Below are 21,115 nucleotides of genomic sequence, written 5' to 3'. Positions count from 1 at the left end.
ATGAGTAGCGGTCGTATCATTCAGATCATCGGCGCGGTTATCGACGTCGAGTTTGAACGCAACAGCGTTCCTAAGATCTATGACGCTCTCCAAGTTGACGGTACTGAAACTACTTTAGAAGTTCAGCAACAACTTGGTGATGGTGTAGTTCGTACCATCGCAATGGGATCTACTGAAGGTCTTAAACGTGGTCTAAACGTGTCTAATACTGGTGCGCCAATTTCTGTACCAGTAGGTACTGCATGTTTAGGTCGTATCATGGACGTTCTTGGTCGCCCAATCGACGAAGCTGGTCCTGTAGCGACTGAAGAGCGTTTACCGATTCACCGTCAAGCACCTTCTTATGCTGAACAAGCAGCTTCTACTGACCTTTTAGAAACAGGTATTAAAGTCATTGACTTACTTTGCCCGTTTGCAAAAGGTGGTAAAGTTGGTTTATTCGGTGGTGCCGGTGTTGGTAAAACTGTAAACATGATGGAATTGATCAACAACATCGCGAAAGCACACTCAGGTTTATCTGTGTTTGCTGGTGTTGGTGAGCGTACTCGTGAAGGTAACGACTTCTATCACGAAATGAAAGATTCTAACGTTCTTGACAAAGTAGCGATGGTCTACGGTCAGATGAACGAGCCACCAGGTAACCGTTTACGCGTAGCGTTAACTGGTTTGACGATGGCAGAATACTTCCGTGATGAGAAAGATGAAAACGGTAAAGGCCGTGACGTATTGTTGTTCGTTGACAACATTTACCGTTACACATTGGCTGGTACTGAAGTATCTGCTCTTTTAGGTCGTATGCCATCTGCAGTAGGTTACCAACCGACGCTTGCAGAAGAGATGGGTGTTCTTCAAGAACGTATTACATCGACTAAGTCTGGTTCGATTACATCTATCCAAGCGGTATATGTACCTGCCGATGACTTAACAGATCCATCGCCTGCAACTACATTTGCTCACTTAGATGCAACTGTAGTATTGAGCCGTGACATCGCATCTTCTGGTATTTATCCAGCAATCGATCCACTTGACTCTACTTCACGCCAGTTAGATCCATTGGTTGTTGGTGCTGAACATTATGAAATTGCACGTTCTGTACAGAACGTATTGCAACGTTATAAAGAGCTTAAAGACATCATTGCGATCTTGGGTATGGACGAGTTAGCTGAAGAAGACAAACTTACTGTGTATCGTGCACGTAAGATCCAACGTTTCTTCTCTCAACCGTTCCACGTAGCTGAAGTGTTTACTGGTGCTCCTGGTAAACTTGTACCACTTAAAGAAACAATTCGTGGCTTTAAAGGTCTTCTAGCTGGTGAATACGATCACATCCCGGAACAAGCGTTCTATATGGTTGGTGGTATTGACGAAGTGATCGCTAAAGCCGAGAAGCTTTAATTAGCAACTCTCATTTAGGAGATTCACATGTCGACTATGCAATGTGATGTTGTAAGTGTTAAAGAGTCTTTGTACTCAGGCACTGTGACAATGCTTATCGCAAAAGGTGCTGGCGGTGAATTGGGTATTATGCCTGGTCACGCGCCGTTAGTCACTTTGCTCAAGCCGGGCGCGATTCGCGTTCTGCTTGAAAACGGTACAGAAGAGTTAATCTATGTATCTGGTGGTGTTCTAGAAGTTCAACCGCATGTTGTTACCGTTCTTGCAGATACTGCAATTCGTGCTGACAACTTAGATGAAGCTGCAATTATCGAAGCACGTAAAAATGCTGAACAATTGCTCGCAAATCAAAAAAGCGACTTGGATGCTGCTGCTGCTTTGGCTGCGCTTGCAGAAACTGCTGCTCAGTTGGAAACCATCCGCAAAATCAAAAACCGCGCTCAATAAGACGCAGTTGGCGATTGAAAAACCACCCGAGAGGGTGGTTTTTTTATGCGATTGCTAAACAAATGGCTTATAACGAAAACTTGGATTTTAGAAGTGAATACTCATTTAGTTTAATAATATCTAATTTATTTACACATGAGTGGTATAAGCAAAGATCGATATGGGTTTACTCGAATAGATATATTTTAAAAGGCTTGTTTTTGCTTCAATAAAAATTGCTGTTGTATGAATTGACTATACTCATCCCCTAAAGGTAATTCATAATCTTTAAAAATCTGTCGACGGATTGAGATTGTCGGCTGTTTGGTTTTGGGATTAAAACCACTTTTTTCAATTTCTGTCCAATATAAACCTGTGCCACGCTTTTGCCATGATGGCAATGCATTGAAGTTAATTTCACGGCTAAAAAGTAGATTATGTTTATCTTGGCGAGATAATCCTTTTACTTGTGAGGTTGCATTGTTTACAGTTTGACCTTCTTTGCGCAACATCCAATAGCAATGAGCATTGAGTGCATTGCGATGAGCATCTTCATGGCGCCAACGAAAATAATCTTCGGTCATTTTTGCATTGGGCAGTATGCAAATTCGAGCATCAAAAGTTGCCATCTCACCGTGTAAGATGCTGAATTTTGCGCTGGCTTCGGCGGCGAGGATAGAAATAATTTTTCGTGTTTTACGATTAAAGCTGTCATCTTCTAAATGAAACAATAAGGAAATCTCATCACTTTGTGTATAACCATAAATGATATTGAAACCACACTGCATGAGATGGACCGTTGTTTCGACCATCAAATCGCGGAAACGCAGATCAAAGGGGGCTTCAAATTTCCAAATCTCTTTGGTCAACTTGGTGAAGCCCCGTCCATCCAGTCGAACCACAATATATTGCTCAGGAGGAACACAAAAGTCATAAGCTGTTTCAAAAACACGTAATGTACGATCTAAATCATCAAATCTCATGGCGATACTACGAATTATTCATCATGCTAAAGTTATATTTCAAGATGAACTAGTTTTAGCATAATCTGAACAATAAAAATGGAATTTTATTCAATGATGCAACTTATTGAGCAGCAAGCGCACTTTTGGGAACTCTACCAAGCTCAAGACCAATATTATCTCAGCATTGCTGTGGATATGAGCTCAGTTGTATCTTGTTGGGATATTGCACTCACTGAAACAGATATTGTGCAGTATCAGCACAAAGGACGAATTGCAATCGAAGATTTGGCAAACTCGATTGTGGCGGAAACCTATCGGGGTGACTTTTCAAATTTAGAACGCAATAAAGTGTCGCTACCGATTCAACAACAGATGCAAATGGCATTTAAACTATGGAAAACAGCGCAAGACTAATTTTTTATTGATCAACAGACTGAATTGCAAAGCCATCGTTTGGAATGAGTTTTACTTTAAATAATGCATCAAAGCCCTCAGAAATTTTGGGAATTTCGAGTTTATAAAATGTGGCTTTTACGCCCTTTTCTGGAATGTTGGCTTTACCTGAGCGTTGCGCATTCCGTTGTAGAGTGCTGTCGAGGTCTGTTTCAAAATAATAAGAAATGATTTGAAAACCTACCGCTTTGGCACGTTGTATATAACGGGTACGATCTACCTGGCGCATGTTGGTATTGTCGATCACAATTTTGGTTTTTGAAGCCAAAGCTGCTTCAAAGATGATATTCTCACGATGCCTTGTTTTCAGCATATCTAAGTTGATACGTAAATGAGTATGGTAAAAATAGTGTTGATAAAATGTTGATTTACCAGAAGCTTGTACACCTGTGAATAGAATCAGCTGCATGAAACACTACAAAAATAAGATGAATTCAGTATTAAAGCATGTTTATGAATTCTGCTACAATCGATTCAATGTGGAGAACGCTAATAAATCTAAAATGAACAAACATATTCAATTTCGCGCTATATTTTGCGTATTTATTGCCAGCAGTCTGAGTGCATGTCAAAGTCAGTTTGTCACGACACCGAATCTACCCACTGAAGCCAATTTAGTGGCAAACTCAGTCAATAATGGTTTGGAAACGGAGTTGAATATTGATTATCTTGTTGCTTTTAAGAATCTAAAAATGGCTTATGGCCGATGTGTTGCTTTTACTGGCGAACATGACTTTGTATTTACTGACAATAAACTAGAACAAGATTTGGAAATGGGCACTTTATTTGCACGTACGAAGGGCGGAGCCTATTTATCAAAAACCTTGGTGGAATCTATAGGTAAGAATAAAACCCGATTAACACTATTCTTACCTACAGGTTATAAATCTGCTCAAGCTCGTTTTAAACTTGATGCAAAACGAGCATTGGGACAAGATCCCTCATGTAATGCTGCCAAGCCTATCTAATGAATCAATGGGATAGCAGATCAACTTTGTTCGGAGGATGCCGTGTCTTTTGCGTTGGGGATCATCATACTTGCAAGTTTAAGCATATCCATTTGAATATTATTCATTTGCTGCTCAATTTTCTTAAAATCGACTTTTGAAATATCTACATCACCATTTAGCAGTGCAGAGTTAAGAAGTTGCTGATTACTCTGTAAAACTTGCTGGCGTAAGCCATCGATTTCCTGACTTTTCAGGTCTAGAGAAATTAAAGCAGTGTTAAAGCCCTGTAGCTCACGGCTCAGATCTTTTACGGTTTGCTGTAATACGATGCTGTTTTTAGATTGAACAGCTTGTTGCAAATCAGACTGAGTCTGTTGCAGTTTCTCAATATAATCACCAGTTTTTAATTGAACATCGGCGACATCGCGAGCGATATAAAACAGGTTACCCGATTTTAAATCCTCAGAAGTTTTATGGATTACTTCTGATTTTGAGTTTAATGCTTGATCGGATGTCTCATTCGATTCAAACTCTTGCTGTTGACGTGATTGTTCAACTGCTTGATTACAGCCCAAAAGTAAAATGCCTGAAGTAAAAATAATAAAAGGTAAAACAGCACCCTGTAGCAACTTTTTCATTGAGATCCACAATTCATCTGATTGGCTATGCAATGAATAATATAGGATGCAAAAATGTAGAGATTGAGGATTGTTGCAAAGGGTATACAGACTGTAACTTGAACCATTCACTTCTTTGGAAATTGGGGAGTATGAGCACAATCGTTGTACCCATACTTTTTAATCCTGATTATCCAATGATCTATAAAATCCTGCTGGAGTATTTTAGGTCATCCATTCACGATGTTCAGCATCAAACAGCATCGTCATTTAGCTAATTCAGCTTCAATTGCTGAAGTAATGCGTGGGTCATCCGCAGTAATATCCGGCGCAAAACGTGCCACAATTTCGCCATTTTTCCCAATTAAGAATTTCTCAAAGTTCCAAAGTACTTCTGGTTTTGGATTTGGTGTTAAACCGTAATCGACTAAATCTTTCCACCATGGACCTTCACCAATACGCTCTGGGATTGCATGAATTAAAGTGTCATAAAGCGGGTGTTTGTCATCGCCAGCCACTGAAATTTTTGCAAAAAGCGGAAAATCTACATTGTAGGTCAATGAACAAAACTGCTCGATCTCATCATTGCTACCGGGTTCTTGAGCAAGAAAGTTATTTGCTGGAAAGCCCAATACTTCAAATCCTTGATCTTTCTTTTCGGTATAGAGCTTTTCAAGCCCTTCATATTGTGGTGTCAGCCCACATTTAGAAGCCACATTGACAATTAACAGGACTTTACCTTGATATTGATTCAAGGTAACGGGATCACCTTTGATGGTATTGACAGGAATATCATATACAGAATTGCGCATGGTTTTATCCTTAAACATGAAGTCTTCGAGTAGAAAATATGTTTAATGTTTTAACGATATTGCATGATTTCGGCAAGTTGCATTTGTATCTAAGTGCAAATAAAAAAGCAGATCAAGAGATCTGCTTTTAATACGCATCAAATTGAATGAGTTATGGTGCAGCATTGGCTTTGGTTTGAAGTGCTTGCATTTCAGTTAACAGGCTTTGTTGTAACTCAGTACCTTTCTTTTGCAGCTCCATAATTTTTTGTGGATCTGGCGAACTTGCTAAACCGGCTTCAGACATTTCAACGCCAAGGTTGTTTGATTCCTTCATTTTGTCGCGTACCGATGCTACTTCAGTACTTTTCAGTGCCAAACCGTCCAAGTCTTTATTGAAGCCATCAACATAGGTTTTCATTTTATCAACTACACTTTTCAGTGCATCTTTATCCCCTTTTTGAGCAGCTTGCATCACTTCAGTTTGGAAGTTTAATGCTTCTTTTGCTTTTGCTGTAGACATAGATTGAAGTGCAGTTAAATCGCTTTTGATATCCGCAGCATTGTTGGTGCTGAGAGAAGCAGCTGCAGCAGCAGGTTTACTGTCCGTACCAGACGCAGCATCTGCTGGTTTTTTATCACATGCAGTTAAAGCGAATGCTGAAGCACATAGCGTAGCAAGTAGTAATTTTTTCATTATAAAACCCTTCATTATTTAAAATTCTTAAGAATCTGACCTAAGTCTACATATTCATAAAGTTATATGCTTAATTTTGAGCATAAGATGCAAAATGCACAATTTTAAGGCAATTTTCTATAGTATTTTTGTACATAAGCTTAGCAATAAAGTGAAAATTGTCACTTAAAAAAGCCTTTGATCTAAAGATTACGCATCTGAGCAGGTGTCTGGTGGGTATAGCGTTTAAAAAATTCAATAAAGCTAGAGGTATGTTGGTATCCCAGTTCTAGGCTGATTTTTTTTACTGAAAAACCTTGTTGAATCAGTGAAATTGCATGAATGATCTTGGCGCGGTTTCGCCATTCAGACAGAGACAGTTTTAGGGAATCTTGGCTTAACCGGAGTGCATGTCGTTCAGTAATCTGAAAGCTGTCTAAGATTTCTTGTAAACCGCGGTTAAATTGCCGAGTGTCTGAAAGCTGTTCAAGAATAGGTTTTAAAATCGGATGATCCGTTTGTGGTAAATAGTGTTCATAACAGGCGCTATTTTGAATTTGATCGACCAACAGTTGTAATAGGTGTTGATGATATGTGGGGGATGGAATTCCTTGCTTTTGCTGATCTAAAATTTCTTCAATGGTATGCCGTAAAAATGGTCGAATACTTAAAGTTTGTGTGTTGCTTGACAGCTGTTGACAAATCCGGGGATGAAGACGGATACAGATATAACGTGTGAGCAAATCATCTACCGCCGTACAACAGTGTTCAGTTTGCGGGGGAATCCATAAACCATAACTGGGCGGTGATAAATAGATTTGATCTGCAACGGTAAGCTCTAAAGTCCCATTGAGGCTTAAATTGAAGTCCCCCCATAGATTACAATGGGGGGTGACGACATCATGTTTCTGATAGAAAAATTCTTCTACGGAAATCAGATTTGAATACATGGTTAAAAGTTTGAACTCTCACATTGCATAGTATTGGTTTCAGCTTTTGGATTATTTAAGCCTCGACTCAAGGTGAAAATTGAAACAAAGGCTAAAAGAATAAAGCTCAGTACACTATACAATAAAATGTTGGCATTAAAATGATCAACAACATAGCCGCCGATCAAAGCACCTGTTGCAATCATGACTTGGAAAAAACCAACAAATAGAGGCATTCCTTTTTCGACTGCATGTGGCGCATGTAAAAACATCCAGATATTTGCAGTGGTTGGAAAAGCGCCAAATGCGAAGCCCCAAAGTGCAGTCAGAATAAATGCGCCAATCGGTTGAACTGCAAACAGGGGAAAGCCGAAGAACACGATTGCAAAGCAGATCGCGACAAAGGCAAAAGTATAGCGAACATTTAAATTACCGCTGTAGCCAGCAAACGCATTCCCAAATACACCGGCTACGCCAAATAATAACAATAGCGAACTGATGGTTGCATTATCAAAACCTGCTGAATTTTTGAAAAATGGTGTGAGATAACTATAGGAAGAAAAATGAGCTAAACCAATTAATAAGATAATAATCAAACCTTGTCTGGCTTTATTGATTCTTAATAAAGCAGGTAAATCTTTAAAATGGATTGCTGATTCTGGTTTTAAACTTGGAATAAATTTTACACCCAACAACAAGACTATAAATCCGATGACTGCAGTAATGGCAAATGATGTGCGCCAGCCATAAGCGTCACTGAGCCATGTGCCAATCGGCACACCAAGCACAGTTGCTAACGTTACACCAGCCATAACTGTTGCGGTTGCTTTGGCAATAGGCAGTTGGCTCGGGGCTAAACGACCACTTAAAGCAATTGCTGTTGCCCAGAAGCCACCAATCGCAAAACCAAGAATAAAACGACTGATCAATAAAATTTCAAAATTCGGTGCAATTGCAGTAATGGCATTGGCAATGACCATGGTTGCGGCAAGAGCAAGTAGCAAATAACGTCGATCCAGGTTTTTTACCAGCACAGGTAACAGTGGAGCTGCTAAGGCTGCCATGATGCCTGGTAATGTAATCATTAATCCTGCTGTACCGACAGAAACATGCAAATCTGCAGAAATACTATTCAGAACACCGATGGGAAGAAATTCGCTGGTGACCAAGGCAAAAGCAGTGACAGCCACGGTGAGCAGTGCTAGCCAACTGCCCTGATTACTGGGGGCAACCTCTGTTGAAGGTTGTTGCGAGATTTCTGATTGCATCATGTTCATGGATATAGTCCTGATGAAAGCGTGAGAATGTGACGGAAAGTTTTAATTCATTAGCGATCGTTATAAAAATAAAATATTTGATTAATTCTCAGCTGTCAATTAATTTAATAATGTTTGTTATAAAAATATGTGTGAAGATTATGGCGGATTCTGAAGAGCATGATTTAGTCGCGGAAAAACCGGTGATTAAACGCGGACGTGGTCGTCCCAAATGTTTTGATGAACAACAGGTGTTGCATAAAGCGATGCTGTTGTTTTGGGAATTTGGCTATGAAGCAACATCCATGAGTGATTTAACCAAAGCACTCAACCTGACTGCACCGAGTATTTATAGTAGTTTTGGTGATAAATCACAGTTTTTTCATGCATGTCTAGCGTATTACTTAAAACACGAGGCTTGTTCATTAGATATTATTTTTCAAGAAGCCAAGACTGCAAAAATTGCCATTGAACTTTATCTGCATGAAAATCTTAAAAAACTCGTTCAACAAAATAAACCAACGGGTTGTATGCTGGTTACAGCGACCATCAATTGTTCCCAAGAACATGCTCCAATTCAGCATGATTTGTTAGTCAAAAGACAACAAGTTAAAGAAAGAATTTATCAACGTTTAGCGCAGGGTATAAAAGATGGTGATCTAAATCCAAAAGCTGATTTACAAGCGATGGCAGATTATTATTCTACAGTGATTCAAGGTTTAACCATGCAGGCACGTGATGGGGTGGGGCTAAAACAGTTGCAAAATGTGGTAGCACTGGCAATAAAGACCTGGGACTTATTTTAGGCTTGAAAATTTTCAGTAAGATCAATGCCTCAGCATGATTTGTCTGAAAAGCCCTATAGATGTCTGAAATGCCATATTTAAATTGATTCAGACTTCATTGATAATTATTGCAAGTCCTCAAGAATAGTCGAAGTTATGTACAGCAACACTAAACCCATGTGGTGGGCCGTCAGTTTACCCATTATCGCTGTTTTGATCTGGTCACTGAATATTGCGGTGACACGTTATGTAACTGATTATATTTCACCTGTCAGTATTAGTTTTTATCGCTGGTTGGTGGCATTTATTCTTTTGACGCCTTTGATGTTGCCCAAGGTTTGGCAGCAATGGGACCTAATCCGTCAGCACTTTATTCAATTCGCCGTTCTGAGTGCTTTTGGGATGTTCTTGTATCAAGGTTTGGCATATAGTGCAGCGCATTACACCACTGCAACGAATATGGGCATTATCAATGCCTTTATACCGGTATTTACCATTCTCGTGTCAATGATGTTGTTGCGTGAAATTCCAAATCGCTATGCGGTGGTTGGAAGCATATTGTCTTTTGCGGGGTTGGTGTATGTGATCGGACGTGGAGATTTTACGCATTTGACCCAATTGTCAGGTCATTCAGGTGATTTGATCATGGTCCTGGCCGTATTCTTTTATGCTTTTTATGGGGTCTTTTTAAAAAAATGGCAATTAAAAGTGCCATTACTCTTGAGTCTATATGTACAAATTGCATTTACTTTGATTTATCACTTACCTTTTGTATTTTATTTGGGAATTGATGCGATTAATGCGAGTAATGCTGCCAGTGTGCTGTATGCCGGTGCATTTCCTTCTCTGATCGCACCTTTACTCTGGATGATGGCTGTTCAATATCTAGGTCCAAATAGAACCAGTATCTTCATGAACTTAATGCCTGTATTTACTGCCATTATTGCTTATTTCTGGTTACATGAAGAGTGGACGATTTATCATACTATTGGTGGTATCATCATTTTAGTCGGCATTGCTTTGGCACAAAAAAAGTCACATAGTGTCAAAAAAAGTAAATCTGTTTCTGCCTCTTAAATTTATATCGAGTGAAATTTATACGATTAATTAACTGTTTTTTGTGCTGATTAAGTATTAATTTCACTCAAAAATTATTTTTAATTAAGAATTTACCTTTTAAAATCTCAAATAATAAAATAAATTTAACTACTTAAATATATTGAGGGTTTATGGTCGACTGATGATTATAAAGCATGATTAAAAAATAGGCTGAATAATGTGTTTGTATTCGAAAAATATTTATAGGATAATATTTTTCATCGTAGCCAATTAAGAATTTCTTAATGAAACTGGCTTACACTGCATTTATCAAATTCATCATACCCTCTGGATGTGATTAACCGCATCCTTTTTTATACTCAGCCAACCCTATATATGGCTGAGTTTTTTTTTGCTTTTTTCAATGTGATTTTTTACAAAGATGGTTTGTTAATCCGGACATCTATGATTAATCACGAATGATTTGTCCTGATAATGCATCAATAATTTTGCTTGGCTCTCGGCTTAAACCCAAGTCGCCATTTAAATAATTCAATTCCGAGCCAAAATAATGACTGGCTTCTTGTAGTGAGCGAGCGGGTTTTAAACTTGCAGGATTGGCACTGGTTGAAACAATAAAGCCATTAAATGCATTGCACAAAGCGGTACATAATGGGTGATTGGTGACTCGAACAGCGACTTGCGTATGTTGACCTTTGATCCAGTGTGGAATCTGCTCATCTGCGGGAAGCAACCATGTCGTCGCCCGTTCTGTATGAGAGCGTTGTGTCCATGACTGTATGATTTGTTCACGGATACTTGGGTCTATTTTTGTCAGTAGGTGCTCAACTTGTGAAAGTTGACCTGCCAGTAAAATTACCCCTTTTTCAATAGGGCGTTGTTTTAACCTAAGAATTTCTAAAAATGCTTGTTCATTGAATGGGTCACAACCTAGACCCCATACCGCCTCTGTTGGATAAGCCAATACTTTACCTTGTTGAAGAATTTGTGCAGCTTCAGCAACTGAGGTTGTAATCATTGATGTTCACCTTGTCAGTTTGAAAAATAGAAGGCTATTGTGAACCTTAATAGCTGACTCGGCAACGTAAGTATAGTCCAGATTGTTGAATGCACCGTCCTAACAGCTCTAGTTCCATTAAATAGCTGGTTAATTCCGCAGTGTTGAGTTCGGACTTTTGGGCCAATGTATCTAGGTCTTGCCCAATCCAATCCAGTAATTGGTAGAGTTGGAACAAATGTTCAGGCATCTCGGGTAATTGTGCGCTGATTTCAGCTTGCTGTGTACATTGCCATTGTGTGGGCAGGGCTAAATCTTCCACAATTTGTTCAGGATGGTCCACAAGGATTGCACCCTCACGAATGAGTTGATGGCAACCTTGGTGATGTTCTCCATAAATATGCCCAGGAATGGCAAAAATAATTTTACCTTGTTCAGCAGCTGTTTGTGCGGTAATCAATGAACCACTCCGCAATTGTGCTTCAGCAACAAGAACACCTAGACTTAGACCACTTACAATACGATTCCGATAAGGAAAATTACGTGGAATAGGCTGAGTTTCAGGAAGATACTCACTGATGATGCTTCCAGAGCTTTGTAGAATCTGCGCCTGTAAATTTCGATTTTGATTGGGATAAACCAGATCTAAACCCGTTCCAATCACCGCGATGGTTCGCTGATTTTTGAGACCGCCCATATGCGCAGCTTCATCTATTCCTTGCGCTAAACCACTGGTAATAAAAAAGCCTTTTTCACTTAAATAATAGGCAAAATCGTAAGCTACTTGTTTGCCATGCGGGCTGGCTTTTCGACTGCCGACAATCGCAATTTGAGGTTGGCTCAAATTTTGTGAAGACCCTTTACCAAATAAAATTGGGGGATGATTTTGATAAGGAAGCAGTTGTTGCGGATAATTTGAATCGGTATCTAATAAAATAAAATCACTATGTTGCTGGATTTTATCTAAGCATATTTTAAATTGGGATTGTCCTTGTGCTGTTACAAAGACATTGGCTCTTTCGATATGATTTTTATGAATTTTAAGTTCAGACCAACGGGGTAAGCTTTCTGGAGCTACCGCTTTTGCAATAGAACCAAAATAACTCTCTAGCTTACGGAAGGCGCTGGTTGAGTGTTGAACCAAATACCAAAGTTGAATGGCATTCAATTGATGATCGGGTATTTGATTCAACATATTTACATTACACTACTGAAAATCACTGATCTGTAATCGCAGGTGGTTTGATCTCAGCACCCATTTTAATTGGTAAATTGCTTTCTAAAATATAAGCATAGCTCAGATGATCAAAGCTTTTAAAGATCATCAGTGTACCAATTTGCTGACTTGGTAATTTTACCGATTCCTTGGTTTTTGGATCACGAACAACTTCACCTTGTTGATAAATACTAAATATTTGTCCAGGTTTCGCACCTTGTAAGTTACCGCGATCAATAGTGACCACACTGTGTTGCGCTGCTGTACCAATCGAACCTTGGACACGCACCACTTTACCACCACTACTCACTTCATTAGTGGTGGTTGGATAGAACAAGCTCGGTAGTTCTGCATCATAGCTAGGAAGAACATAATCACCTTTACGAACTTCGGCATTGTAGCTCTTGGTCAACTCAAGTGTGGTGACATCATTTTCACCCGCCGTTGCGATTGCTGAAACAACTTCAGATAGTTCCAGTCCTGCATTAAACTTTTTACCTTCCGCATTGAGGAATATATAAGGTTTACCTTCGCGGTAAATGCCATAACGCTGACCGACGACTAAGCCATTTCCACGTGCATAGACGGTTTGACCGGCACCCGTAATCACACGATTGTCAGCAGCACCAATGGTATAAGGAATATTCTGTAAAGACTCAGGACTGATGACAATGCTGTGTTCTAGCCACGGTTGAATATCAGATAAAGGAATTACTGAAATTGCGCTGCCTAATGACTCAACACGTACTTGTGGGCGTAAAGATGTTCCACCTTGATGACGACGAATAATACCATCACAACCGTCACCCTCATCTACGCCGATTAATGGACGACCATCTAGAGTGCATAGCAGTAATTTATCACCAGGATAAATCCAGTGCGGATTTTTAACATGTTTATTGCTCGCCCAGATTTCAGGCCAACGCCACGGCTTACTTAAAAATTTCCCTGCAATATCCCATAGGGTATCACCACGTTTTACCACATAAACATTGGGCGCACTGGCTTTGAGTGCAGGTGGATTAACATTCGGGCTTGCATGTGTCATTTCCATGTAAGTGAATCCTGCACTTAAACATAGTGTCACGGCAAGCAACTGTTTCTTGAACCCCTTGGCATGAAAACGTGTTATGCCAGTTAAAACCTTTTTCATTATCATAATTCCTAAAATTATGTCTCTATATGCGTTATAATACGCATATTACACACATTTTTTTAATGAAGCATATTCTTCATTTAGTTTTAAGATCAATGGCATAGCAACAGAGGATACAGTATGGCCTTATTACCAATTTTAAGTTTTCCTGATCCCCGTTTACGTACCATTGCAAAACCTGTCGATGCTGTAACCGATGAAATTCGTCAATTAGCAGCTGACATGTTTGAAACCATGTATGAAGCGCCAGGTATTGGTCTGGCTGCTACACAGGTCGATCAACATATTCAACTTATCGTCATGGATTTGTCTGAAAATAAAGACCAACCTATGGTGTTCATTAACCCCAAAATAACACCACTTACAGAAGAAACATTCTCTTATGAAGAGGGCTGTCTTTCTGTTCCTCAAATATACGATAAAGTTGAGCGTCCGTCACGAGTTAAAATCGAAGCAATTGACCTTGATGGTAAAGCTTTTGAGCTTGAAGCGGATGAATTATTGGCGGTGTGTATTCAACATGAAATGGATCACTTAAACGGTAAGTTATTTGTTGACTACTTATCTCCGTTGAAGCGTCAACGAGCACGTGAAAAAGTTGAAAAAGTCGTGCGTCAACGTGAAAAGCAGAAAGTTCCTGTAAAACGTTGATATAGAGAATTGAAAGTTAAAAGTTTCTTGAATTTTTCTTCAATATAAAGCCCAATTTTGTTTGGGCTTTGCTATACTTTGGCTCGAAAAATGTTGAGACGAACGTTTTGTTGAGAATAGGTTTACTGCTGGGTTTTACCGCAGTTTTTTTACAGATTGCTGTATTTTTACAGCCTTTGCTGCCGAAGCAATATCAAATTGCGCCGGTCTGTGAAACTATTACTCAAGCTTTGGTGCAAAGTCACTTTTACGAGAAACATCAACAAAGCACTCATCATCAGCATCATTCAGCTTCTTTGAAGCACGAGGCTCCGGGTCATCAGCATTTGATGGTAGATGAGCCTGTTGTACAAGAACAAACAAGTCACCATCATGATGCGGGTCACCAATGCCAATACTGTACAGTCTATGGCAATCTGGTTTTACCTCCAGAACTTGAAGTCAAAGAAATATTAGATCGTATACAAGTACGTCTGGTTGCATTTCAAAAAGCATTTCGACATGTTTATTTTGTTCTGCAGCGTTTATTCCTACTTCCTCAGGGACGCGCTCCGCCCGTTTTCGCTTAAATCAAAACTTTATTGAGGATCTTTTTGTCGAGGTCCTGATGCTGCTTTGTCGCAGCTCATATTTATGATTTAAGAGAAAGAAAATGGTTCAACCTCAATTTTTTTTACAGCCTTTAGCGGCTGCGATTTGTATCGCTTGTTATTCAGCAACAACTTTTGCCCAAGATCAGCAGCATACAGCTCAACTCACACCGATTGTGGTGACAGCTCAACTTAATCATGATGCCAATGGTTTGATTATTCATGCAGATCCGAAGCAACCTATTCAGCCAGTACCTGCGACTGATGGTGCGGATTATCTCCAGAGTATTGCCGGTTTTAACTCCATTAAAAGTGGTGGAACCAATGGCGATGTTACATTCCGTGGCATGTTTGGTACACGCATCAAAATATTGACAGATGGTACTGAGAACTTAGGTGCATGCCCCGCACGAATGGATGCGCCCACATCTTATATTCAACCTGAAAGCTATGACCGAATTTCAGTCGTGAAAGGACCGCAAACCGTTCAATATGCCAATACTGGTTCGGCAGCAACCGTCATTTTTGAACGTCAAAAACCAACACTGACTGATGAGAAAAACTATGTAGGTCAGGCGAGTGTTTTGGTCGGATCTTTTGGGCGTTTGGACCACAATATTGAAGCGGCTGTTGGGGACAGCAAAAAATATTTACGTGTCAATGCCAATCGTTCTGAATCCAATAGCTATGAAGATGGTGATGGCAATAAAGTTCCATCTTCTTGGGAGCGCTGGAATACGGACTTGGCTTTGGGGTGGACACCCAATGAGGATACTTGGATTGAGTTAACAGGAGGTAAGGCGGATGGTGAGGCTGAATATGCCGGTCGAACCATGGATGGCTCGCAGTTTGCACGTGAAAGTCTGGGTTTACGTTTTGAGAAAAAAAATCTGAGTCCTGTGATTAAAAAAATCGAAGGGCAGGTCAATTATAGTTATAACGATCATGTGATGGATAACTATACTTTACGTACTCCACCACTTGCTGAAATGAAGCATGGCGATATGAAAATGTTGATGCCAAATCCAATGGCAATGCAAGTCACACGCCGTACCCTAAATAGCCGTTTAGCCATGACCAGCGAATGGGATAAGCTGAGCTTAATTACAGGAATAGACTCTCAATTAAACAAGCATGGTGGCAGTATGTCATCGCCAACGATGCCATCAATGAATGTTGCTTTTAGAGAAGATATGCGGTTTCAATCTTACGGTGCATTTGGTGAGTTAGGCTATCAATTTAATGATGCCTACAAGCTGGTGACAGGTGCTCGTGTGGATCAAGTTAAAATTGATGCACTTAAATTGAATGATCAGCGTAAAGAAACATTACCAAGCGCATTTATTCGTTTAGAAAGCCAATATCCTGAACATAATGCCAAGTCTTATATTGGATTGGGTTATGTGGAGCGTGTTCCTGATTATTGGGAATTATTTAGTACAGCACATGGCAATACAGGCATGGCTAAGCCGACATTTAATGATCTCAAAACGGAAAAGACATTACAGCTTGATCTTGGTTATCAATATCAACAGGGACCATTAAGTGTCTGGACATCTGCATATGCAGGGTTGATTAATGACTTTATTTTATTGAGCTACCATAACCATCCAAAAGCTGGAATGAGCGGGCATGATCACGGCTCTTCATTTAGTGCGGGCGCAAAAAATGTCGATGCAACTATTGCTGGTGCTGAAGCCGGGGTAGGTTACCAATTTACTGATGCGATTCAAGCTGACCTGAGTGCAATGTATGCATGGGGTGAAAACACTGACACACATCAAGCATTACCACAGATTGCACCATTGGAAGGGCGTTTAAACTTGCGTTATGTGCAAGATCAATATTCTTTTGGGCTGTTATGGCGTGCCGTGGCAAAACAGGATCGCATTAGTCTAAACCAAGGTAATATCGTGGGCTATGACACAGGTGAAAGCAAAGGTTTTACGACTTTGGCACTCAATGCATCTTACAACATTCAAAAAAATCTGAATTTGTCTGTTGGTGTCGATAATGTATTCGATAAAACCTATACCGAACATTTGAATAAGTTGGGTGTGGGTGCTGATGGTCAAGTTGGTACACAGCAATTTAACAATACTGGGCGTAACTATTGGGCGCGCGTGAGCATGAAATTTTAATTTTACCGAAATATGAGGATGTCATATGAGTAACGACAGTAATAAGTTATCTCCAGAAAAATCATTTTGGGGATGGAAATTGCTAGTTATCGCAATTATTTTAAGCTGTATCTTCATGGGAATTTTCTATTTGGCGATTACCAATGAACCTGACTATATGCCGAGCCAAAAACAGAAGGCTACTGAACAGCATGATATGTCGAAGATGAGTCACGAAGATATGCAAAATATGGAGCATTCAGCTTCTGAGCCCATGCATAGTCATTGATGATGTGAAAAAATCTTAAAATAAAAAGGAGGTCTGAGGACTTCCTTTTTGATTACAGATATTTAAAATAGGGTCAAACAGTAAAGATAATTAAAAATGAATGAAGAAATAGAGGCTTATCTTAATATTCTTAAACAATATGGGGAGGTTTCCATCGCAGATGAAGCGTGGACAACAGCGTTTGAACAAATATTCAGAGAACGACTAAAAGCTGAAGGAATTGAGGAAATTCGTGTTTATCAGACCATTGTACAACCTGATCGAAAATTAATTTGCAGGATATTTCATCAACCCAGTATGAAAATTCTTCAGGAATACCCTGCAAGATCAGCATTTGTTCGTTGGTTGCCTTTGCTCTGTATTGTGCTTTGTTATTTCTTGATCATCTCACTGATTGCTTTAAGTTCAGAAAAAATGTTGACCGCCGCATTTCTATTATTTTTACCTTTTAGTCTGGGTGCGATTCTCGAGTATGTGAAATCTTTAAAATCTCCAAATTCTTTAAAACAAACATTTCTTCAGCAAATCTATATTTTACTCGGGATCATTGTTGTTGGTGTAGTCATTTTAAGAGAGGGAAGTATTTGTCTGATTATGGCAGCGCCGATATTTTTACTCTGTTCGACTTTAGGTGCGACATGCATGCATTTTTTATGTCGACGTTTATGGAAGCCCTATAATAAAGTTTACTCTATTGTACTCTTACCTTTGCTGGGCTTGTTACTATCACCTGATTTCTCCCAGTATCATAATGGTGCAACTCGCCAAGAAATTATTGTGAATGCGCCCATTCAAGATGTTTTTGCATCGATTAATAATATCCAGCAGATTCAGTCCAACGAAATAAAATTTAGTCCAATTTTTTTAATGGGTTTTCCAAAACCAATTTCTGGAATGACTGAGCAAACAGAGAATGGTTTGATCCGTCAAATTTATTGGCAACGCGGTATTCATTTCCAAGAAAAAATCACTCAGTCTCATGCGCCAACGAAGTTGGCTTGGACCTATGTTTTTAATCGAGAATCATTTCCCAAAGGGTCTTTGGATGATCATTTGAAAATTGGCGGAGCATATTTCAATTTGTTGACAACAGACTATCAGCTGGAAGCCATTAGTCCACAGCAAACGAAAATGGTATTAACGATCGATTATCGTTTATCAACAGAAGTAAATTGGTATGCGAATTTGTGGACACGCTATGTGCTGAATGAGTTTAGTGATGTTGTACTCAATATCTATAAACACAGGTTGGAGAACAAAGTTAAGGTTTAATACCTTAACTTTTCAATTTACTACCGATGCATAGTCGCGAGTTGTTTTCCAGCATTTTGATAGAGGGTTAGGGCATACTCTTGTTCGGCACGACCACTTTGTTGCAAATATTGCTCAAGTTTAGGGATATGCTTTGCTCCACGATAAACCAAAGTATTTTTTGCAATTAAATAAAACGGATACCATGCCAGAGTACGCGGTTTGAGTCCCAGATTTTTCATTTTACGTGATCCAATAAAAAACTGGGTGATGTCTAAATGGTTTTGATACGCTTTTTTCTGTAAGAAGCTATTGAAGTATTTATAATGCCTTTCAAAAGGTTCTTTAGATAAACTGACGGCTAAAGCTTTACTGCTTTCATCTACTTTGGGATGTGCATAATTCATCCATTGTAATAGTTTCCACGCTTCAGACTCTTTATTGACCAACCATTTTTCATCTATCCCCATTAACCAACCTGCATACTTCCAAAAATGCATCAGGGCATCGGATTCGGCTTTGCTTGGAAAAATGCCAAGGGCTCTAACACCAATTAGAAGTACTGCACTAAAGGCAATATTGGTCATGGCTTGATCATATTGATTAATGGGTGCACCCCAAATCTCGTGATCCCAATCTTTTGACTTGTTTAACTGATAACGTACGAGAGAATGAATGAATCGAACATAGATCGTAGAGGTAAAGCCATCGTTAAAACGTGAGAAGCTATCCAATTGATTCACATCTAACCACCACTTGTGTGTTTCTGCCAAACGTTTCCCTGCGTACTTATGCAAAGCCCCTGTCTGAATGAGCGGTTGGTTAAAGCCAGGGTATTGATAACCCGTCATTAAAGCCAGGTCGCGTAGGATGAATGTTCCATTAGTACCTAAACGATGTGTAAATTTGATTGCTGTTTCAATTTTGGCTGAATCCAGCCAACTCGGTGCATGCTCGATTATTTTAAAAAAATCAGTGAGCACTGGAATATCATGGGGGAGTTTATCTAAACCTTGATACAACGCCGTTTCAAAAAGCTTACGATTTTGTCTGGGGTTGGTCATGACCCAATCCATAACTTGATCCATTGCAACATCACCCGTTTGTAGCGCATTGTTTAAAGATAAATACTCGGCATAACTGGGCTGTAGCGATTGGTCTGTAAAATAATGAAAAATTCTGGTCTTGAAATTTGTTCGTGACATTTTTTCATAAGGTGCGAGCCTTTGTGGTTTAACTAAGGTTTGCATTTTATATTTGACCTGGTTATTGTTTAGTCAAACTCTAATATGAATAATTATTCGCATTCAATTCGCATTTCGGGATGAATATGCCAATGAGGAAACAACCCCAACAACAGCGTGCTCGAAATATTGTCGACAGCATCTTAGAAGCAACGCAATTGTGTATTGCTGAGCAGGGTTTAGTGAATGTTACTACACCTAAAATCTCAGAAAAATCAGGTGTTAGTGTAGGATCGATATATCAGTATTTTGGCAACAAAGAAGACATCTTTCAGGAGTTGCTACGCCGTAAAAGCGAGCAGCTCGGACTTTCACTTAAGCAAATTGCCATCAGTCAAGAAGGTTTAAGCTTAAATGAAATCATACCCCTTAGTATTCAATTCGGTTTTGACATGATGAAAGCGGATGGTGGTTTCTTCATAGAAGTCTTGAAACATTGGCATGGCTATAACAATTCAGAAGCTGCAAAAGTTTTAGAAAAACATTTCTACGAAGTGGGCTTATATGTATTTAGTCGTTTTTTTAAAGATTGGAGTTTTGAAGTACTCAAGAATAAATCTTTTGTGATTATCAACAGCACACTTTTTACCATGATGCGCTATGTGAGTCATAACAACTTTCTAATTTCAGAGCAACAGCTTAAAAAAGAACTGACCTTAATGATTTTGGCGTATTTGGAGCAAGATACGGGCATCGTGCAATATCAAAGCCAAAACTAAAATCAATGTCAAAACGTCTGTATATCTGGAGGAATTGATGATTTGGTTGTTGCTATCCCTGATGTATAAGTAAGGATAAGCATTCAGCATATGATTTCAATCTTGCTTCTTGGCTGCTACAGAACAGGGATAACTGAATGTCACGATTAAAATTTGAGTAGAGGTAGAATGTTTAAGACGAGTATTTAAAGAGAATAATGCATTAAATTCCTATTCACTGGGTGTATTTTAAGCCAAAAAAGCGTTTTTCCAATAAAAAAAGCCATATTTAGTGGATTAAATGAGCAAACAAGGTGAATTCAAGAAAATAAATAAAAAAAGGGGTTGTGTTGGTTGTTAAATGCTGTAGAATGCACATCCATCGGCGGTGATGAAGATTAAAACTTCTGATAAAACAATGACTTGGTTGAATTGATTAAGTTGGGTTTTAGAAGGTAGGTTTAGAAAATAATTTGAAATCCCAGTTGACTTTCTAGAGATAGAGAGTAATATAGCCGACCTAGCTTGATGCTGACGAAGCATGAAGAAGATCATTAAGAGAATATGAAGAACAACTTGTGTGGATTTTTACTGATTGATT

23 protein-coding genes are annotated in these 21,115 nt (G+C 39.2%); 12 read left to right on the top strand and 11 right to left on the bottom strand.

Annotation, left to right across the window (positions count from 1 at the left end):
• Entirely contained in the window at positions 1 to 1,395 is a 1,395-nt protein-coding gene (gene atpD, locus IMO47_RS01860) for a F0F1 ATP synthase subunit beta (RefSeq protein WP_004831984.1), read from the top strand.
• Positions 1,396 to 1,422: 27 nt separating this feature from the next.
• The gene (locus IMO47_RS01855; RefSeq protein WP_196074687.1) at positions 1,423 to 1,842 is read left to right on the top strand and encodes a F0F1 ATP synthase subunit epsilon; all 420 of its coding nucleotides are present in this window, start codon (positions 1,423 to 1,425) and stop codon (positions 1,840 to 1,842) included.
• Between the two features lie 185 nt (positions 1,843 to 2,027).
• On the opposite strand, the gene IMO47_RS01850 is transcribed toward IMO47_RS01855, so the two are convergent.
• Entirely contained in the window at positions 2,028 to 2,804 is a 777-nt protein-coding gene (locus IMO47_RS01850) for a tRNA(His) guanylyltransferase Thg1 family protein (RefSeq protein WP_196074686.1), read from the bottom strand.
• Positions 2,805 to 2,900: 96 nt separating this feature from the next.
• Between IMO47_RS01850 and IMO47_RS01845 the strand changes: the two genes are divergently transcribed.
• The gene (locus IMO47_RS01845) at positions 2,901 to 3,200 is read left to right on the top strand and encodes a hypothetical protein (protein WP_196074697.1); all 300 of its coding nucleotides are present in this window, start codon (positions 2,901 to 2,903) and stop codon (positions 3,198 to 3,200) included.
• 4 nt (positions 3,201 to 3,204) lie between these two features.
• Here IMO47_RS01845 and IMO47_RS01840 read toward each other — a convergent pair whose 3' ends face one another.
• A complete protein-coding gene (locus tag IMO47_RS01840) occupies positions 3,205 to 3,648 on the bottom strand; it encodes an ATP-binding protein (protein WP_196074685.1) in 444 nt (147 codons plus the stop codon).
• Between the two features lie 94 nt (positions 3,649 to 3,742).
• On the opposite strand from IMO47_RS01840, the gene IMO47_RS01835 reads away from it, so the two are divergent.
• A complete protein-coding gene (locus tag IMO47_RS01835; protein WP_196074684.1) occupies positions 3,743 to 4,207 on the top strand; it encodes a hypothetical protein in 465 nt (154 codons plus the stop codon).
• A 20-nt stretch (positions 4,208 to 4,227) separates the two neighbouring features.
• Here the strand turns inward: IMO47_RS01835 and IMO47_RS01830 are convergent, their stop codons facing one another.
• From IMO47_RS01830 to IMO47_RS01810, 5 genes are all read right to left on the bottom strand, one after another.
• The gene (locus IMO47_RS01830) at positions 4,228 to 4,827 is read right to left on the bottom strand and encodes a hypothetical protein (protein ID WP_196074683.1); all 600 of its coding nucleotides are present in this window, start codon (positions 4,825 to 4,827) and stop codon (positions 4,228 to 4,230) included.
• A 245-nt stretch (positions 4,828 to 5,072) separates the two neighbouring features.
• Positions 5,073 to 5,618, bottom strand: a complete 546-nt coding sequence (locus IMO47_RS01825; RefSeq protein ID WP_196074682.1) for a glutathione peroxidase — start codon at positions 5,616 to 5,618, stop codon at positions 5,073 to 5,075.
• Positions 5,619 to 5,769: 151 nt separating this feature from the next.
• On the bottom strand, positions 5,770 to 6,294 hold the full coding sequence (locus tag IMO47_RS01820) for a hypothetical protein (RefSeq protein ID WP_196074681.1): 525 nt from the start codon (positions 6,292 to 6,294) through the stop codon (positions 5,770 to 5,772).
• Between the two features lie 182 nt (positions 6,295 to 6,476).
• Positions 6,477 to 7,223, bottom strand: a complete 747-nt coding sequence (locus IMO47_RS01815; RefSeq protein WP_196074680.1) for a helix-turn-helix domain-containing protein — start codon at positions 7,221 to 7,223, stop codon at positions 6,477 to 6,479.
• A gap of 2 nt (positions 7,224 to 7,225) precedes the next feature.
• Complete coding sequence (locus IMO47_RS01810; protein WP_196074679.1) at positions 7,226 to 8,479, bottom strand: MFS transporter; 1,254 nt, start codon at positions 8,477 to 8,479, stop codon at positions 7,226 to 7,228.
• A gap of 140 nt (positions 8,480 to 8,619) precedes the next feature.
• On the opposite strand from IMO47_RS01810, the gene IMO47_RS01805 reads away from it, so the two are divergent.
• Both IMO47_RS01805 and IMO47_RS01800 read left to right on the top strand, forming a co-directional pair.
• Positions 8,620 to 9,264: a TetR/AcrR family transcriptional regulator gene (locus IMO47_RS01805; protein ID WP_196074678.1), complete on the top strand. Its 645-nt coding sequence runs from the start codon at positions 8,620 to 8,622 to the stop codon at positions 9,262 to 9,264.
• Between the two features lie 156 nt (positions 9,265 to 9,420).
• A complete protein-coding gene (locus IMO47_RS01800; RefSeq protein WP_196074677.1) occupies positions 9,421 to 10,320 on the top strand; it encodes a DMT family transporter in 900 nt (299 codons plus the stop codon).
• Positions 10,321 to 10,750: 430 nt separating this feature from the next.
• On the opposite strand, the gene IMO47_RS01795 is transcribed toward IMO47_RS01800, so the two are convergent.
• Genes IMO47_RS01795 through IMO47_RS01785 form a run of 3 tightly spaced genes read right to left on the bottom strand, consistent with a single transcriptional unit; the run spans position 10,751 to position 13,668 of the window.
• Complete coding sequence (locus IMO47_RS01795) at positions 10,751 to 11,320, bottom strand: Sua5/YciO/YrdC/YwlC family protein (RefSeq protein ID WP_196074676.1); 570 nt, start codon at positions 11,318 to 11,320, stop codon at positions 10,751 to 10,753.
• A gap of 46 nt (positions 11,321 to 11,366) precedes the next feature.
• Entirely contained in the window at positions 11,367 to 12,494 is a 1,128-nt protein-coding gene (dprA, locus tag IMO47_RS01790) for a DNA-processing protein DprA (RefSeq protein WP_196074675.1), read from the bottom strand.
• 22 nt (positions 12,495 to 12,516) lie between these two features.
• Positions 12,517 to 13,668, bottom strand: a complete 1,152-nt coding sequence (locus IMO47_RS01785) for a LysM peptidoglycan-binding domain-containing protein (RefSeq protein WP_196074674.1) — start codon at positions 13,666 to 13,668, stop codon at positions 12,517 to 12,519.
• A gap of 123 nt (positions 13,669 to 13,791) precedes the next feature.
• Between IMO47_RS01785 and def the strand changes: the two genes are divergently transcribed.
• The 5 genes from def (at position 13,792) to IMO47_RS01760 (ending at position 18,593) form a co-directional block, all read left to right on the top strand.
• Positions 13,792 to 14,322: a peptide deformylase gene (def, locus tag IMO47_RS01780; protein WP_196074673.1), complete on the top strand. Its 531-nt coding sequence runs from the start codon at positions 13,792 to 13,794 to the stop codon at positions 14,320 to 14,322.
• Between the two features lie 107 nt (positions 14,323 to 14,429).
• On the top strand, positions 14,430 to 14,891 hold the full coding sequence (locus IMO47_RS01775) for a DUF2946 family protein (protein ID WP_196074672.1): 462 nt from the start codon (positions 14,430 to 14,432) through the stop codon (positions 14,889 to 14,891).
• A gap of 83 nt (positions 14,892 to 14,974) precedes the next feature.
• Positions 14,975 to 17,053, top strand: a complete 2,079-nt coding sequence (locus IMO47_RS01770) for a TonB-dependent copper receptor (RefSeq protein WP_196074671.1) — start codon at positions 14,975 to 14,977, stop codon at positions 17,051 to 17,053.
• Between the two features lie 25 nt (positions 17,054 to 17,078).
• A complete protein-coding gene (locus IMO47_RS01765; RefSeq protein ID WP_196074670.1) occupies positions 17,079 to 17,321 on the top strand; it encodes a DUF4199 domain-containing protein in 243 nt (80 codons plus the stop codon).
• 96 nt (positions 17,322 to 17,417) lie between these two features.
• The gene (locus tag IMO47_RS01760; protein WP_196074669.1) at positions 17,418 to 18,593 is read left to right on the top strand and encodes a hypothetical protein; all 1,176 of its coding nucleotides are present in this window, start codon (positions 17,418 to 17,420) and stop codon (positions 18,591 to 18,593) included.
• A 20-nt stretch (positions 18,594 to 18,613) separates the two neighbouring features.
• Here the strand turns inward: IMO47_RS01760 and IMO47_RS01755 are convergent, their stop codons facing one another.
• Positions 18,614 to 19,822, bottom strand: a complete 1,209-nt coding sequence (locus IMO47_RS01755) for an oxygenase MpaB family protein (RefSeq protein ID WP_196074668.1) — start codon at positions 19,820 to 19,822, stop codon at positions 18,614 to 18,616.
• Positions 19,823 to 19,908: 86 nt separating this feature from the next.
• Between IMO47_RS01755 and IMO47_RS01750 the strand changes: the two genes are divergently transcribed.
• Positions 19,909 to 20,535, top strand: a complete 627-nt coding sequence (locus tag IMO47_RS01750; protein ID WP_196074667.1) for a TetR/AcrR family transcriptional regulator — start codon at positions 19,909 to 19,911, stop codon at positions 20,533 to 20,535.
• Positions 20,536 to 21,115: the final 580 nt, after the last annotated feature.

The sequence above is a fragment of the Acinetobacter sp. Res13-Abat-PEC15-P4-01 genome (genome assembly GCF_015676285.1).
In the GTDB taxonomy this organism is placed as follows: domain Bacteria; phylum Pseudomonadota; class Gammaproteobacteria; order Pseudomonadales; family Moraxellaceae; genus Acinetobacter; species Acinetobacter nematophilus.
The sequence above is the reverse complement of the archived record's forward strand: the minus strand, read 5'-3'. Positions and strand labels throughout refer to the sequence as shown.

Coding starts and splice junctions, on each gene's coding strand:
- atpD (WP_004831984.1), top strand. CDS start 1: ATGAGTAGCGGTCGTATCATTCAGATCATCGGCGCGGTTATCGACGTC.
- IMO47_RS01855 (WP_196074687.1), top strand. CDS start 1,423: ATGTCGACTATGCAATGTGATGTTGTAAGTGTTAAAGAGTCTTTGTAC.
- IMO47_RS01850 (WP_196074686.1), bottom strand. CDS start 2,804: ATGAGATTTGATGATTTAGATCGTACATTACGTGTTTTTGAAACAGCT.
- IMO47_RS01845 (WP_196074697.1), top strand. CDS start 2,901: ATGCAACTTATTGAGCAGCAAGCGCACTTTTGGGAACTCTACCAAGCT.
- IMO47_RS01840 (WP_196074685.1), bottom strand. CDS start 3,648: ATGCAGCTGATTCTATTCACAGGTGTACAAGCTTCTGGTAAATCAACA.
- IMO47_RS01835 (WP_196074684.1), top strand. CDS start 3,743: ATGAACAAACATATTCAATTTCGCGCTATATTTTGCGTATTTATTGCC.
- IMO47_RS01830 (WP_196074683.1), bottom strand. CDS start 4,827: ATGAAAAAGTTGCTACAGGGTGCTGTTTTACCTTTTATTATTTTTACT.
- IMO47_RS01825 (WP_196074682.1), bottom strand. CDS start 5,618: ATGCGCAATTCTGTATATGATATTCCTGTCAATACCATCAAAGGTGAT.
- IMO47_RS01820 (WP_196074681.1), bottom strand. CDS start 6,294: ATGAAAAAATTACTACTTGCTACGCTATGTGCTTCAGCATTCGCTTTA.
- IMO47_RS01815 (WP_196074680.1), bottom strand. CDS start 7,223: ATGTATTCAAATCTGATTTCCGTAGAAGAATTTTTCTATCAGAAACAT.
- IMO47_RS01810 (WP_196074679.1), bottom strand. CDS start 8,479: ATGAACATGATGCAATCAGAAATCTCGCAACAACCTTCAACAGAGGTT.
- IMO47_RS01805 (WP_196074678.1), top strand. CDS start 8,620: ATGGCGGATTCTGAAGAGCATGATTTAGTCGCGGAAAAACCGGTGATT.
- IMO47_RS01800 (WP_196074677.1), top strand. CDS start 9,421: ATGTGGTGGGCCGTCAGTTTACCCATTATCGCTGTTTTGATCTGGTCA.
- IMO47_RS01795 (WP_196074676.1), bottom strand. CDS start 11,320: ATGATTACAACCTCAGTTGCTGAAGCTGCACAAATTCTTCAACAAGGT.
- dprA (WP_196074675.1), bottom strand. CDS start 12,494: ATGTTGAATCAAATACCCGATCATCAATTGAATGCCATTCAACTTTGG.
- IMO47_RS01785 (WP_196074674.1), bottom strand. CDS start 13,668: ATGAAAAAGGTTTTAACTGGCATAACACGTTTTCATGCCAAGGGGTTC.
- def (WP_196074673.1), top strand. CDS start 13,792: ATGGCCTTATTACCAATTTTAAGTTTTCCTGATCCCCGTTTACGTACC.
- IMO47_RS01770 (WP_196074671.1), top strand. CDS start 14,975: ATGGTTCAACCTCAATTTTTTTTACAGCCTTTAGCGGCTGCGATTTGT.
- IMO47_RS01765 (WP_196074670.1), top strand. CDS start 17,079: ATGAGTAACGACAGTAATAAGTTATCTCCAGAAAAATCATTTTGGGGA.
- IMO47_RS01760 (WP_196074669.1), top strand. CDS start 17,418: ATGAATGAAGAAATAGAGGCTTATCTTAATATTCTTAAACAATATGGG.
- IMO47_RS01755 (WP_196074668.1), bottom strand. CDS start 19,822: ATGCAAACCTTAGTTAAACCACAAAGGCTCGCACCTTATGAAAAAATG.
- IMO47_RS01750 (WP_196074667.1), top strand. CDS start 19,909: ATGAGGAAACAACCCCAACAACAGCGTGCTCGAAATATTGTCGACAGC.